At 58.7% G+C, this 14,199-nt stretch carries 10 protein-coding genes and 4 tRNA genes; 13 read left to right on the forward strand and 1 reads right to left on the reverse strand.

Going from position 1 to position 14,199, the window contains the following annotated elements; all coding sequences use genetic code 11:
* Positions 1-96: 96 nt before the first annotated feature.
* The 11 genes from P0D68_RS28075 to rplL all read left to right on the forward strand — a co-directional run bounded on the left by P0D68_RS28075 (position 97) and on the right by rplL (position 5,300).
* Positions 97-182: transfer RNA gene (locus P0D68_RS28075), tRNA-Tyr, on the forward strand.
* Between the two features lie 42 nt (positions 183-224).
* Positions 225-298, forward strand: a tRNA-Gly gene (locus tag P0D68_RS28080).
* Positions 299-314: 16 nt separating this feature from the next.
* A tRNA-Thr gene (locus P0D68_RS28085) sits at positions 315-389 on the forward strand.
* Between the two features lie 63 nt (positions 390-452).
* Complete coding sequence (gene tuf / locus P0D68_RS28090) at positions 453-1,643, forward strand: elongation factor Tu (protein ID WP_007180138.1); 1,191 nt, start codon at positions 453-455, stop codon at positions 1,641-1,643.
* 65 nt (positions 1,644-1,708) lie between these two features.
* Positions 1,709-1,784 (forward strand) — tRNA-Trp (locus P0D68_RS28095).
* A gap of 36 nt (positions 1,785-1,820) precedes the next feature.
* Positions 1,821-2,201, forward strand: a complete 381-nt coding sequence (gene secE / locus P0D68_RS28100; RefSeq protein WP_408187767.1) for a preprotein translocase subunit SecE — start codon at positions 1,821-1,823, stop codon at positions 2,199-2,201.
* Between the two features lies 1 nt (position 2,202).
* On the forward strand, positions 2,203-2,760 hold the full coding sequence (nusG, locus tag P0D68_RS28105) for a transcription termination/antitermination protein NusG (RefSeq protein ID WP_007180147.1): 558 nt from the start codon (positions 2,203-2,205) through the stop codon (positions 2,758-2,760).
* A gap of 165 nt (positions 2,761-2,925) precedes the next feature.
* On the forward strand, positions 2,926-3,357 hold the full coding sequence (gene rplK, locus P0D68_RS28110) for a 50S ribosomal protein L11 (RefSeq protein ID WP_007180146.1): 432 nt from the start codon (positions 2,926-2,928) through the stop codon (positions 3,355-3,357).
* Positions 3,358-4,056, forward strand: coding sequence for a 50S ribosomal protein L1 (gene rplA, locus P0D68_RS28115; protein ID WP_007180145.1), 699 nt, complete (start codon positions 3,358-3,360; stop codon positions 4,054-4,056).
* Between the two features lie 302 nt (positions 4,057-4,358).
* A complete protein-coding gene (gene rplJ, locus P0D68_RS28120; protein WP_008922978.1) occupies positions 4,359-4,862 on the forward strand; it encodes a 50S ribosomal protein L10 in 504 nt (167 codons plus the stop codon).
* Positions 4,863-4,925: 63 nt separating this feature from the next.
* Positions 4,926-5,300 carry a 50S ribosomal protein L7/L12 gene (gene rplL, locus P0D68_RS28125; RefSeq protein ID WP_091798332.1) on the forward strand — a complete coding sequence of 125 codons (375 nt, stop codon included), beginning with the start codon at positions 4,926-4,928 and terminating at the stop codon, positions 5,298-5,300.
* Positions 5,301-5,375: 75 nt separating this feature from the next.
* Here rplL and P0D68_RS28130 read toward each other — a convergent pair whose 3' ends face one another.
* Positions 5,376-5,546, reverse strand: a complete 171-nt coding sequence (locus P0D68_RS28130) for a hypothetical protein (protein WP_408187768.1) — start codon at positions 5,544-5,546, stop codon at positions 5,376-5,378.
* Positions 5,547-5,670: 124 nt separating this feature from the next.
* Between P0D68_RS28130 and rpoB the strand changes: the two genes are divergently transcribed.
* A complete protein-coding gene (gene rpoB, locus P0D68_RS28135; RefSeq protein ID WP_408187769.1) occupies positions 5,671-9,777 on the forward strand; it encodes a DNA-directed RNA polymerase subunit beta in 4,107 nt (1,368 codons plus the stop codon).
* A gap of 21 nt (positions 9,778-9,798) precedes the next feature.
* A complete protein-coding gene (gene rpoC / locus P0D68_RS28140) occupies positions 9,799-14,037 on the forward strand; it encodes a DNA-directed RNA polymerase subunit beta' (protein ID WP_091798343.1) in 4,239 nt (1,412 codons plus the stop codon).
* Positions 14,038-14,199 lie beyond the last annotated feature (162 nt).

Here is a 14,199-nt window from a genome sequence, read left to right on the forward strand (position 1 = left end):
GCTGAAAACACTATATAAGTGAGAACCTTGGGTTTGGAACGGTCAAGCAAGTCTTGACAACAAGCGGTTGTTCCACCATAATCATCAGTTCTCTGCGGAGGGGTGCCCGAGTGGCTAAAGGGGGCAGACTGTAAATCTGTTGGCTTACGCCTACGTTGGTTCGAATCCAACCTCCTCCACCAGAATGCAAGTTGCAGCAGTTGTTTGGGAATCCATGGATCCTTGCGGGTGTAGCTCAATGGTAGAGCAGAAGCCTTCCAAGCTTACGACGAGGGTTCGATTCCCTTCACCCGCTCCAGCAACACAGAAGTAGCGCCCATGTGGCTCAGTGGTAGAGCACTCCCTTGGTAAGGGAGAGGTCGGCAGTTCGATCCTGCCCATGGGCACCAGAAGTACTCGGTGATTGTTTGCGCCCGGCGCAACGTACGGAAAAATCCTCTTAGGAGTCGAAAATGGCCAAGGGTAAGTTTGAGCGGACCAAGCCGCACGTGAACGTCGGCACGATCGGTCACGTTGACCACGGCAAGACCACGCTGACGGCAGCGATCACGACGGTTCTGACGCAGAAGTTTGGCGGCGAAGCGAAGGCATACGACCAGATCGACGCGGCGCCGGAAGAAAAGGCGCGTGGTATCACGATCAACACGGCACACGTCGAGTACGAAACGGCTAACCGCCACTACGCACACGTCGACTGCCCGGGCCACGCTGACTATGTGAAGAACATGATCACGGGCGCAGCGCAGATGGACGGCGCGATCCTGGTGTGCTCGGCCGCTGACGGCCCGATGCCGCAAACGCGTGAGCACATCCTGCTGGCGCGTCAGGTTGGCGTTCCGTACATCATCGTGTTCCTGAACAAGTGCGACATGGTGGACGACGCTGAGCTGCTGGAGCTGGTCGAGATGGAAGTTCGCGAACTTCTGTCGAAGTACGACTTCCCGGGCGACGAAACGCCGATCATCAAGGGTTCGGCCAAGCTGGCGCTGGAAGGCGACAAGGGCGAGCTGGGCGAAGTGGCGATCATGAATCTGGCCGACGCGCTGGACACGTACATCCCGACGCCGGAGCGCGCAGTTGACGGCGCATTCCTGATGCCGGTGGAAGACGTGTTCTCGATCTCGGGTCGCGGCACGGTGGTGACGGGTCGCGTTGAGCGCGGCGTTGTGAAGGTTGGCGAGGAAATCGAAATCGTCGGTATCAAGCCGACGGTGAAGACGACCTGCACGGGCGTGGAAATGTTCCGCAAGCTGCTCGACCAGGGTCAGGCAGGCGACAACGTCGGTATCCTGCTGCGCGGCACGAAGCGTGAAGACGTGGAGCGTGGCCAGGTTCTGGCCAAGCCGGGTTCGATCAACCCGCACACGCACTTCACGGCTGAAGTGTACGTGCTGAGCAAGGATGAAGGCGGTCGTCACACGCCGTTCTTCAACAACTACCGTCCGCAGTTCTACTTCCGTACGACGGACGTGACGGGCTCGATCGAGTTGCCGAAGGACAAGGAAATGGTGATGCCGGGCGACAACGTGTCGATCACGGTGAAGCTGATCAACCCGATCGCGATGGAAGAAGGTCTGCGCTTCGCAATCCGCGAAGGCGGCCGTACGGTCGGCGCAGGTGTGGTTGCCAAGATTCTCGAGTAACGCCAGACAGTTCTCGTTGATCGGTAGTTTCGGGGTTGGCGGTGTCGTCAACCCCAAAATGGTTTAGGGGTATAGCTCAACTGGCAGAGCGTCGGTCTCCAAAACCGAAGGTTGGGGGTTCGATTCCCTCTGCCCCTGCCAACTCTCGCGCCTTATGTGGCGCTTCGTTAAGGTGTTATGGCGAATCCTTCCGTCGAAACTGTAAATACATCCGGCGATAAGCTGATGCTCGTCGCGGGCGTATTGTTAGTCTTGGCCGGGTTCGTGGGGTTCTTCTGGCTTGGTGGCCAGGAATGGTACGTCCGCGGAGCCGCCTTGGCTGTAGGTGCGATCGCGGGTGTTGCAGTCGGTCTTCTCTCCGCGCCTGGCAAGGGTTTCATCGCTTTCGCCAAAGACTCGTATAAGGAAGTCCGTAAGGTTGTTTGGCCTACCCGCAAAGAGGCTACCCAGACAACGCTCGTAGTGTTCGGCTTCGTGTTCGTCATGGCGATCTTTCTCTGGGTTAGCGACAAATCCATTGAATGGGCGATTTTCTCGGTGATTCTGGGTTGGAAATGATATGAGTGATACTCCGGCATCCCCGAGCGGCAAGCGTTGGTACGTCGTGCACGCCTACTCCGGTATGGAGAAGAGCGTGCAGCGTGCGCTTCAGGAGCGTATCGAACGTGCCGGCATGCAAGACCAGTTTGGTCAAATCCTCGTTCCGACTGAAGAAGTGGTCGAGGTAAAAGGTGGTCACAAATCGGTGACCGAGCGTCGTTTCTTTCCGGGCTACGTGTTAGTCGAGATGGAAATGACCGACGAGACGTGGCACCTCGTGAAAAATACGGCGAAGGTGACGGGTTTCGTAGGTGGTGCGCGTAATCGCCCGAGTCCGATCTCTCCGCGCGAAGTCGAGAAGATCATGTCGCAGATGCAGGAGGGCGTGGAGAAGCCACGTCCGAAGACCCTGTTCGAAGTCGGCGAAATGGTGCGAGTGAAGGACGGTCCGTTCACGGACTTCAACGGTAGCGTCGAAGAAGTGAATTACGAAAAGTCGCGCGTCCGTGTTTCCGTTACAATCTTCGGCCGCGCGACACCGGTCGAGCTGGAATTCGGCCAAGTCGAAAAGCTGTAATCCAGAATTCTACGGAGCGCACCAGTCGGTGCGCTCCGTATTTCGCGCTTACGGTCCGCGTAATGGCCGTTGAGGAGCGTCAGTATCCGATTTTCCGGGGAACACGCGCTACTACTCACTGAACAACCGCATGTGCCCATGTGGTGTTCCAAAGAGGTTTTCAACATGGCAAAGAAAATCATCGGCTTTATCAAGCTGCAGATTCCTGCAGGTAAAGCCAATCCGTCGCCGCCGGTCGGTCCGGCACTGGGTCAACGCGGCCTGAACATCATGGAGTTCTGCAAGGCGTTCAACGCGCAGACCCAGGCACTGGAACCGGGTCTTCCGATTCCGGTCGTGATCACCGCGTTCGCGGACAAGAGCTTCACGTTCGTTCTGAAGACGCCGCCGGCAACGGTTCTGATCAAGAAGGCAGCGAAGATCGACAAGGGTTCGAGCAAGCCGCATACCGACAAGGTCGGCAAGATCACCCGCGCTCAAGCTGAAGACATCGCCAAGACCAAGATGCCCGATCTGACGGCAGCTGATCTGGACGCAGCGGTTCGTACGATCGCTGGTAGCGCCCGCTCGATGGGCATCACCGTGGAGGGCGTGTAAATGGCTAAGCTTTCAAAGCGTCTGCAAGCATTTGCAGCCAAGGTTGATCGTCAAAAGCTCTACGCGATTGACGAAGCTCTGTCACTCGTGAAGGAATGCGCAAGCGCGAAGTTCGACGAGTCGATCGACGTCGCAGTGCAACTCGGCATCGACGCGAAGAAGTCGGACCAAGTGGTTCGTGGTTCGGTCGTTCTGCCGGCTGGTACCGGTAAGTCGGTCCGTGTCGCCGTTTTCGCACAAGGCGAAAAGGCTGAACAGGCTCGTGCGGCTGGCGCTGAAGTCGTCGGTATGGAAGACCTGGCCGAACAAGTCAAGGCCGGCAAGCTGGACTTCGACATCGTGATCGCTTCGCCGGACACGATGCGCGTTGTCGGTACGCTCGGTCAGATCCTCGGCCCGCGCGGCCTGATGCCGAACCCGAAGGTCGGTACGGTTACGCCGGACGTCGCGACTGCGGTGAAGAACGCCAAGGCTGGTCAGGTGCAATTCCGTGTCGACAAGGCCGGTATCATCCATGCCACGATCGGCCGTGCTTCCTTCGAGCCGACGGCTCTGCGTAGCAACCTGAACGCTCTCGTCGACGCGCTCCAAAAAGCGAAGCCGGCAACGAGCAAGGGTGTTTATCTGCGCAAGGTTGCACTGTCGAGCACGATGGGCGTCGGCGTTCGCGTCGATCAGGCATCGATCGCAGCGCAGTAATAGAATTCATCGCCTCGGCGAGAGTCGAGGCGGTTTTATGGGCTTTGGGCGGTCGCAAAGTGGCAGTCTGCATTGAGCGACCGGTTGTCAAAGACCGTTGGCGGGCACGCAGCAGGTAGGCGGGTCCTTAATGTAAAGCCAACGCAGATGGCGAACCCGAAAAGGTTTTGTAGTGATGAAGCCGGTCGATGTCCGCAGCAATGCGAATGTCGGGCGGTTGAAATACTCCTGACTGGTCGGACGCCGTTATTGAACGCGGTACACAAGGCGCACGCTACGTGTATCGAATCTGGAGGTTAACCGTGCCACTTAACAAAGAAAGCAAGCAGGCCGTCGTCGCTGAGGTTGCCGCGCAAGTCGCGAAAGCCCAGACCGTGGTTCTGGCTGAGTATCGTGGAATCGCGGTTGGCGATCTGACCAAGCTGCGCGCGAAAGCGCGTGAGCAACAGGTTTACCTTCGCGTGTTGAAAAACACACTGGCGCGTCGCGCTGTTGAAGGTACCCCGTTTGCTCCGCTGGCAGAGCAGATGACTGGCCCCCTGATCTACGGCATCTCGGAAGATGCAATTGCTGCTGCTAAGGTCGTCAATGACTTCAGCAAGAGCAATGACAAGTTGGTCATCAAGGCTGGTTCCTACGAAGGCAAGGTGATGGACAAGGCTGGCGTGCAAGCGCTGGCGAACATCCCGAGCCGCGAAGAACTGCTCTCCAAGCTGTTGTACGTTATGCAAGCACCTGTTTCCGGCTTTGCGCGCGCTCTGGCCGCGCTGGCAGAAAAGAAACAAGGCGAAGAAACCGCTGCGTAATGCACTTCAGTCGAGCGTGATTGATCGCTGGCTGTATCCGAATTCAATTTAGGAGTATTTCAAATGGCAATCGCAAAAGAAGACATCCTCGAAGCCGTAGGCTCGATGTCGGTTCTGGAACTGAACGAGCTGGTTAAGGCGTTCGAAGAAAAGTTTGGCGTGTCGGCAGCTGCTGTTGCAGTGGCAGGCCCGGCAGGCGGCGGCGCTGCTGCTGCTGCTGAAGAGCAAACCGAATTCACGGTCAACCTGACGGAAGTCGGCGCGAACAAGGTTTCGGTCATTAAGGCTGTTCGTGAACTGACGGGTCTCGGCCTGAAGGAAGCGAAGGACCTGGTCGACGGTGCACCGAAGCCTGTTAAGGAATCGGTACCGAAGGCTGCTGCTGAAGAAGCCAAGAAGAAGCTGGAAGAAGCCGGCGCGAAGGCTGAAATCAAGTAAGTTTCAGCGCGCTGTGCGAAGGCTGGCGGTTTTCCACCGCCGGCCTTTTTGTGCTTTGTGGGGACCACGTTTTTGTCAGCTAATTTCGGCAAAAACTGAAGCCCCAGAAGCCAAAGAAAATCGCCATTCGGCAACATTGACCGGCGATTCTCTTTGTCTTCTGAAGCGACTGCAGAAGGCAAGTTTGGTCGGGTAGCGGGCAACATAGGCATCCGCTGCCGTCAGCCAGCGGTTGGTAGCGGCCAACCACCAAGCTTCTAGGCTCGTTCAAGCCATCGGACGGCCATCGGGTCTCAGTCGGTGAACACTCGGGTTGTCTCATCAAGGTATCCTGCCTCGACAACAATGCCCGCCGTGATTCGGAGATCGTATGCAATATTCCTTCACCGAGAAGAAGCGTATTCGCAAGAGTTTTGCGAAGCGCCCCATCGTTCACCAAGTACCTTTCCTGCTGGCTACCCAGCTTGAATCATTCAGCACGTTTCTGCAAGCAGACACGTCGTCGACGCAACGCAAGCCGGAAGGCCTGCAAGCTGCGTTTACCTCCGTTTTCCCAATTGTTTCGCATAACGGGTTCGCTCGTCTAGAGTTCGTCAGCTACATGCTGTCGCCGCCGGCATTCAACATCAAGGAATGTCAGCAGCGCGGTTTGACGTACTGTTCGGCCCTGCGCGCGAAAGTGCGTCTCGTGCTGCTCGACAAGGAATCGCCGAGCAAACCGGTCGTGAAGGAAGTGAAAGAACAGGAAGTGTACATGGGCGAAATTCCGCTCATGACGCCGACGGGTTCGTTCGTCATCAACGGCACGGAACGTGTGATCGTTTCGCAGTTGCACCGTTCGCCGGGCGTGTTCTTCGAGCACGACAAGGGTAAGACGCACAGCTCGGGCAAGCTCCTGTTCTCGGCACGTATCATTCCTTACCGCGGTTCGTGGCTCGATTTCGAGTTCGACCCGAAGGACGTGCTGTACTTCCGCGTCGACCGTCGCCGCAAGATGCCGGTCACGATCCTGCTGAAGGCAATCGGCCTCACGCCGGAACAGATCCTCGCAAACTTCTTCGTGTTCGACAATTTCACGCTGATGCCGGAAGGCGCACAGATGGAATTCGTGCCGGAGCGTCTGCGTGGTGAAGTCGCGCGTTTCGACATCACGGACCGTGATGGCAACGTGATCGTCCAGAAGGACAAGCGGATCAACGCGAAGCACATTCGCGACCTCGACAACGCCAAGACCAAGTTCATCTCGGTTCCGGAAGACTATTTGCTCGGCCGCGTGCTGGCGAAGAACGTCGTCGACGGCGACACGGGTGAAGTCATCGCTAACGCGAACGACGAAATCACGGAAACCGTGCTCGAGAAGCTGCGCGAGTCGAAGATCAAAGACATCCAGACGCTCTACACGAACGATCTGGATCAAGGTCCGTACATCTCGTCGACGCTGCGTATCGACGAAACCGCGGACAAGATGGCCGCGCGCATCGCGATCTACCGCATGATGCGTCCGGGCGAACCGCCGACCGAAGAAGCGGTCGAGGCGCTGTTCAATCGTCTGTTCTATAGCGAAGACGCATACGACCTCTCGAAGGTGGGTCGTATGAAGTTCAATCGCCGTGTCGGCCGCGACGAAATCGTCGGACCGATGACGCTGCAAGACGACGACATCCTCGCCACGATCAAGATCCTGGTCGAGCTGCGTAACGGCAAGGGCGAAGTGGACGACATCGACCACTTGGGCAATCGTCGTGTGCGTTGCGTCGGCGAACTGGCGGAAAACCAGTTCCGCGCGGGTCTCGTGCGTGTCGAGCGTGCTGTGAAGGAACGCCTCGGCCAGGCCGAAAGCGAAAACCTGATGCCGCACGACCTGATCAACTCGAAGCCGATTTCGTCGGCGATTCGCGAGTTCTTCGGTTCGTCGCAGCTGTCGCAGTTCATGGACCAAACGAACCCGCTGTCGGAAATCACCCACAAGCGCCGTGTTTCGGCACTTGGCCCGGGCGGTTTGACGCGTGAGCGCGCTGGCTTTGAAGTCCGCGACGTGCACCCGACTCACTACGGTCGCGTGTGCCCGATTGAAACGCCGGAAGGTCCGAACATCGGCCTGATCAATTCGCTCGCTCTGTACGCGCACCTGAACGAATACGGCTTCCTCGAAACGCCGTATCGCAAGGTCGTGGACAGCAAGGTGACGGATCAAATCGATTACCTGTCGGCGATCGAAGAAGGCCGTTACGTGATCGCTCAGGCGAACGCGGCCGTGGCGGAAGACGGCTCGCTGACCGACGAACTGGTGTCGTCGCGTGAAGCAGGCGAAACGCTGATGGTCACGCCGGACCGCATCCAGTACATGGACGTGGCGCCGTCGCAGATCGTGTCGGTGGCAGCATCGCTGATTCCGTTCCTCGAGCACGATGACGCGAACCGCGCATTGATGGGTTCGAACATGCAGCGTCAGGCTGTGCCGTGTCTGCGTCCTGAAAAGGCCGTGGTCGGTACGGGTATCGAGCGCACGGTGGCAGTCGACTCGGGTACGACGGTTCAGGCATTCCGCGGCGGTGTGGTCGATTACGTCGACGCAGGCCGTATGGTGATTCGCGTGAACGACGATGAAGCCGCTGCTGGCGAAACCGGCGTGGACATCTACAACCTGATCAAGTACACGCGTTCGAACCAGAACACGAACATCAACCAGCGCCCGATCGTGAAGGTCGGCGACATCGTGTCGCGTGGCGACGTGCTGGCTGACGGTGCATCGACCGACCTCGGCGAACTGGCTCTCGGCCAGAACATGCTGGTCGCGTTCATGCCGTGGAACGGCTACAACTTCGAAGACTCGATTTTGATCTCGGAGAAGGTGGTTGCCGACGACCGTTACACGTCGATCCACATCGAAGAACTGAACGTCGTTGCTCGTGATACGAAGCTCGGACCGGAAGAAATCACGCGCGACATCTCGAACCTGGCTGAAGTGCAACTCGGCCGTCTCGATGAGTCGGGCATCGTCTACATCGGCGCAGAAGTCGAAGCAGGCGACGTGTTGGTCGGCAAGGTCACGCCGAAGGGCGAAACCCAGCTGACGCCGGAAGAAAAGCTGCTGCGCGCGATCTTCGGTGAAAAGGCTTCGGACGTGAAGGACACGTCGCTGCGCGTGCCGTCGGGCATGAGCGGCACCGTGATCGACGTTCAAGTGTTCACGCGTGAAGGCATTCAGCGCGACAAGCGCGCGCAACAGATCATCGACGATGAACTGAAGCGCTATCGCCTCGACCTGAACGACCAGCTGCGTATCGTGGAAGGCGACGCGTTCCAGCGTCTCGCACGTATGCTGACCGGCAAGGTCGCGAACGGCGGTCCGAAGAAGCTCGCGAAGGGCACGAAGATCGAACAGGCTTACCTGGAAGATCTGGATCACTACCATTGGTTCGACATCCGCCTCGCGGACGAAGAAGCAGCGGCACAGCTCGAAGCGATCAAGGACTCGATCGAACAGAAGCGTCACCAGTTCGATCTGGCGTTCGAAGAAAAGCGCAAGAAGCTCACGCAAGGCGACGAATTGCCGCCGGGCGTGTTGAAGATGGTCAAGGTGTATCTGGCAGTCAAGCGCCGCCTGCAGCCTGGCGACAAGATGGCCGGCCGTCACGGTAATAAGGGTGTGGTGTCGAAGATCGTTCCGATCGAAGACATGCCGTACATGGCCGACGGCCGTCCGGCTGACGTCGTTCTGAACCCGCTCGGCGTGCCGTCGCGGATGAACGTGGGTCAGGTTCTCGAAGTGCATCTGGGTTGGGCCGCGAAGGGTCTCGGCTGGCGTATCGGCGAAATGCTGCAGCGTCAGGCGAAGATCGAAGAACTGCGCGAATTCCTGACCAAGATCTACAACGAGTCGGGCCGCGCCGAAGAGCTGGACAGCTTCACGGACGACGAGATCGTCGAACTGGCGAAGAACCTGCGCGAAGGCGTGCCGTTCGCTACGCCGGTGTTCGACGGTGCGACGGAAGAAGAAATGTCGCGCGCGCTGGATCTGGCATTCCCGGACGACATCGCGAAGAACCTCGGCATGACGCCGTCGAAGAACCAGGTGCGTCTGTACGACGGCCGCACGGGCGAAATGTTCGAACGTACGGTGACGGTCGGCTACATGCACTACCTGAAGCTGCACCACTTGGTCGACGACAAGATGCATGCGCGTTCCACGGGCCCGTACTCGCTCGTGACGCAGCAGCCGTTGGGCGGTAAGGCGCAATTCGGTGGCCAGCGTTTCGGTGAAATGGAAGTGTGGGCGCTCGAAGCGTACGGCGCATCGTACGTGCTGCAGGAAATGCTGACGGTGAAGTCGGACGACGTGACAGGCCGGACCAAGGTTTATGAAAACCTGGTCAAGGGCGATCACGTGATCGACGCCGGCATGCCGGAATCCTTCAACGTGTTGGTGAAGGAAATCCGCTCGCTCGGTATCGATATCGACCTCGACCGCAACTAATCGGACTACGGAGAGAAAGCAATGAAAGCTCTGCTCGATCTATTCAAGCAAGTCCAACAGCCTGAAGTTTTTGACGCGATCAAGATCGGTCTGGCTTCGCCGGACAAGATCCGTTCGTGGTCGTTCGGTGAAGTGAAGAAGCCGGAAACCATCAACTACCGGACGTTCAAGCCGGAACGCGATGGTTTGTTCTGCGCGAAGATCTTCGGGCCGATCAAAGACTACGAATGCCTTTGCGGCAAGTACAAACGCCTGAAGCACCGTGGCGTGATCTGCGAGAAGTGCGGCGTCGAAGTGACGCTGGCGAAAGTGCGTCGCGAACGCATGGGCCACATCGAACTGGCCTCGCCGGTTGCACACATCTGGTTTTTGAAGTCGCTGCCGTCGCGTCTGGGCATGGTGCTCGACATGACGCTGCGCGACATCGAACGCGTGCTGTATTTCGAAGCATATGTGGTGATCGATCCGGGCATGACGCCGCTGAAAGCGCGGCAGATCATGACCGAAGAGGATTACTACAACAAGGTCGAAGAATACGGTGACGAATTCCGTGCCGAGATGGGCGCGGAAGGCGTGCGCGAACTGCTGCGCGCGATCAACATCGACGAACAGGTCGAGATGCTGCGCACCGAACTCAAGAACACGGGTTCGGAAGCGAAGATCAAGAAGTACGCGAAGCGCCTGAAGGTGCTCGAGGCTTTCCAGCGTTCGGGCATCAAGCCTGACTGGATGGTGCTCGAAGTGCTGCCGGTGCTGCCGCCGGAACTGCGTCCGCTGGTGCCGCTGGACGGCGGCCGTTTCGCGACGTCGGACCTGAACGACCTGTATCGCCGCGTGATCAACCGTAACAACCGGTTGAAGCGTCTGCTCGAACTGAAGGCGCCTGAAATCATCGTCCGCAACGAAAAGCGGATGCTGCAGGAAGCCGTCGATTCGCTGCTCGACAACGGTCGTCGCGGTAAGGCCATGACCGGCGCGAACAAGCGTCCGTTGAAGTCGCTCGCTGACATGATCAAGGGTAAGGGCGGTCGTTTCCGTCAGAACTTGCTCGGTAAGCGCGTTGACTACTCGGGCCGTTCGGTGATCGTGGTCGGCCCGACGCTCAAGCTGCATCAGTGCGGTCTGCCGAAGCTGATGGCGCTCGAACTGTTCAAGCCGTTCATCTTCAACAAGCTCGAAGTGATGGGTGTCGCTACCACCATCAAGGCTGCGAAGAAGGAAGTCGAGAACCAGACGCCGGTGGTGTGGGACATTCTCGAAGAAGTCATTCGCGAACATCCGGTCATGCTGAACCGTGCGCCGACGCTGCACCGTCTTGGCATTCAGGCTTTCGAGCCGGTGCTGATCGAAGGTAAGGCAATCCAGCTGCACCCGCTCGTTTGCGCGGCGTTCAACGCCGACTTCGACGGTGACCAGATGGCTGTTCACGTGCCGCTGTCGCTGGAAGCGCAGATGGAAGCGCGCACGCTGATGCTGGCGTCGAACAACGTCCTGTTCCCGGCCAACGGCGATCCGTCGATCGTGCCGTCGCAGGATATCGTGCTCGGTTTGTACTACGCGACCCGTGAAGCCGTGAATGCTAAGGGCGAAGGCCTGACGTTCACCGGCGTTTCGGAAGCGCTGCGTGCCTACGAGAACAAGGAAGTCGAGCTCGCCTCGCGCGTCAACGTGCGGATCACCGAAATGGTCCACAACGAAGACAAGTCGGAAGGTGCGCCGGCGTTCGTGCCGAAGATCACGCTTTACCCGACCACCGTCGGCCGTGCAATCCTGTCGGAAATTCTTCCGCCGGGCCTGCCGTTCTCGGTGCTCAACAAGCCGCTGAAGAAGAAGGAAATCTCGCGCCTCATCAACACCGCGTTCCGCAAATGCGGTCTGCGTGAAACGGTGATTTTCGCCGACCAGTTGATGCAGTCGGGTTTCCGTCTGGCAACGCGCGCTGGTATCTCGATCTGCGTCGACGACATGCTCGTGCCGCCGCAGAAGGAAACCATCGTCGGCGACGCCGCGAAGAAGGTGAAGGAATACGACCGTCAGTACATGTCGGGTCTCGTCACGTCGCAAGAGCGCTACAACAACGTGGTCGACATCTGGTCGGCAACGTCGGAAGCGGTCGGCAAGGCGATGATGGAACAGCTGTCGACGGAGCCGGTCACGGATCGCGACGGCAACGAAACGCGTCAGGAATCGTTCAACTCGATTTACATGATGGCGGACTCGGGTGCTCGTGGTTCCGCGGTTCAGATTCGTCAGCTGGCCGGTATGCGTGGCCTGATGGCGAAGCCGGACGGCTCGATCATCGAGACGCCGATTACGGCGAACTTCCGTGAAGGCCTGAACGTGTTGCAGTACTTCATCTCGACCCACGGCGCACGTAAGGGTCTGGCTGATACGGCACTGAAGACGGCTAACTCGGGTTACCTGACGCGTCGTCTGGTCGACGTGACGCAGGATCTGGTGGTGGTCGAGGACGATTGCGGTACGTCCAACGGCGTCGCCATGAAGGCGTTGGTCGAAGGCGGTGAAGTCGTCGAAGCGCTGCGTGACCGTATTCTCGGTCGCGTGACGGTGGCTGACGTCGTCAATCCGGAATCGCAGGAAACGCTGTACGAAACGGGCACGCTGCTCGACGAAGACGCGGTCGAAGAAATCGAACGCCTCGGCATCGACGAAGTGCGCGTGCGTACGCCGCTGACTTGCGAAACGCGTTACGGTCTGTGCGCAGCCTGCTACGGCCGCGACCTGGGCCGCGGCTCGTCGGTCAACGTCGGCGAAGCAGTTGGCGTGATCGCTGCGCAGTCGATCGGCGAACCGGGCACGCAGCTTACGATGCGTACGTTCCACATCGGTGGTGCGGCATCGCGTGCGGCGGTTGCTTCGTCGGTTGAAGCGAAGTCGAACGGTACGGTGCGTTTCACGGCAACGATGCGTTACGTCACCAACGCGAAGGGCGAGCAGATCGTCATCTCGCGTTCGGGCGAAGCCATGATCACCGACGACCACGGTCGCGAGCGCGAACGTCACAAGGTGCCGTACGGCGCGACGCTGTTGCAACTGGACGGCGCGCAGATCAAGGCCGGCACGCAACTGGCAACGTGGGATCCGATGACGCGTCCGATCATCACCGAGTGGGGCGGTACGGTGAAGTTCGAAAACGTCGAAGAAGGCGTGACGGTTGCCAAGCAGATCGACGATGTGACGGGTCTGTCCACGCTGGTCGTGATCGACGTGAAGCGTCGTGGTTCGCAAGCTTCGAAGACGGTGCGTCCGCAGGTCAAGCTGCTCGACGCGAACGGCGAAGAAGTCAAGATCCCGAACACCGAGCACTCGGTGCAGATCGGCTTCCAGGTCGGCGCTCTGATCACCGTGAAGGATGGTCAGCAAGTGCAGGTCGGTGAAGTGCTGGCACGTATCCCGGTTGAATCGCAGAAGACGCGTGACATTACCGGTGGTCTGCCGCGTGTGGCTGAACTGTTCGAAGCACGTTCGCCTAAGGACGCGGGTATCCTGGCGGAAGTCACGGGTACGACGTCGTTCGGTAAGGACACGAAGGGCAAGCAGCGTCTCGTTATCACGGACCTCGAAGGCAACCAGCACGAGTTCCTGATCGCGAAGGAAAAGCAGGTTCTGGTGCACGATGGTCAGGTCGTCAACAAGGGCGAAATGATTGTCGACGGTCCTGCCGATCCGCACGACATCTTGCGTCTGCAAGGTATCGAAGCGCTGTCGCGTTACATCGTGGACGAAGTGCAGGACGTGTACCGTCTGCAAGGCGTGAAGATCAACGACAAGCACATTGAAGTGATTGTTCGTCAGATGCTGCGCCGCGTGCAGATTACGGACAACGGCGATACGCGTTTCATCCCGGGCGAACAGGTCGAGCGGTCGGATATGCTCGATGAGAACGACCGTATGATCGCGGAAGACAAGCGTCCGGCAACGTACGAAAACGTGCTGCTCGGTATCACGAAGGCCTCGTTGTCGACCGATTCGTTCATCTCGGCGGCGTCGTTCCAGGAAACGACCCGCGTGCTGACCGAAGCGGCGATCATGGGCAAGCGCGACGACCTGCGTGGTCTGAAGGAAAACGTGATCGTCGGCCGTCTGATTCCGGCCGGTACGGGTCTCGCGTTCCACAAGGCACGTAAGAGCAAGGAACTGTCCGACCGCGAGCGTTTCGATCAGATCGCAGCGGAAGAGTCGTTCGAGTTCGGTACGCCGGAAACCCCGGCCGCCGAACAGCAGCACTCAGGCGAGTAAGCTCAGGTCAGTAGGTCCAGGCGGTGCAAGCCGCTTGGAGCTCTAGCCAGCGAAGCCGCTCAGTTTCGACTGAGCGGCTTTTTTTATGCGCTTTCTTTTTGTGCGCTTGCCCATGCTTTGTTAGCCCGAATGGCTAACGTTGCAGTAAAGCGCGGGCGCAGC

Origin of the sequence: Paraburkholderia sp. RL17-380-BIE-A (assembly GCF_046028085.1) — a bacterium.
Lineage (GTDB): Bacteria > Pseudomonadota > Gammaproteobacteria > Burkholderiales > Burkholderiaceae > Paraburkholderia.

Excerpts from the sequence above, each read along its gene's own strand:
- rplK (WP_007180146.1), top strand. The coding sequence starts at position 2,926 with ATGGCAAAGAAAATCATCGGCTTTATCAAGCTGCAGATTCCTGCAGGT.
- secE (WP_408187767.1), top strand. The coding sequence starts at position 1,821 with ATGGCGAATCCTTCCGTCGAAACTGTAAATACATCCGGCGATAAGCTG.
- rpoB (WP_408187769.1), top strand. The coding sequence starts at position 5,671 with ATGCAATATTCCTTCACCGAGAAGAAGCGTATTCGCAAGAGTTTTGCG.
- rplA (WP_007180145.1), top strand. The coding sequence starts at position 3,358 with ATGGCTAAGCTTTCAAAGCGTCTGCAAGCATTTGCAGCCAAGGTTGAT.
- rpoC (WP_091798343.1), top strand. The coding sequence starts at position 9,799 with ATGAAAGCTCTGCTCGATCTATTCAAGCAAGTCCAACAGCCTGAAGTT.
- nusG (WP_007180147.1), top strand. The coding sequence starts at position 2,203 with ATGAGTGATACTCCGGCATCCCCGAGCGGCAAGCGTTGGTACGTCGTG.
- tuf (WP_007180138.1), top strand. The coding sequence starts at position 453 with ATGGCCAAGGGTAAGTTTGAGCGGACCAAGCCGCACGTGAACGTCGGC.
- rplL (WP_091798332.1), top strand. The coding sequence starts at position 4,926 with ATGGCAATCGCAAAAGAAGACATCCTCGAAGCCGTAGGCTCGATGTCG.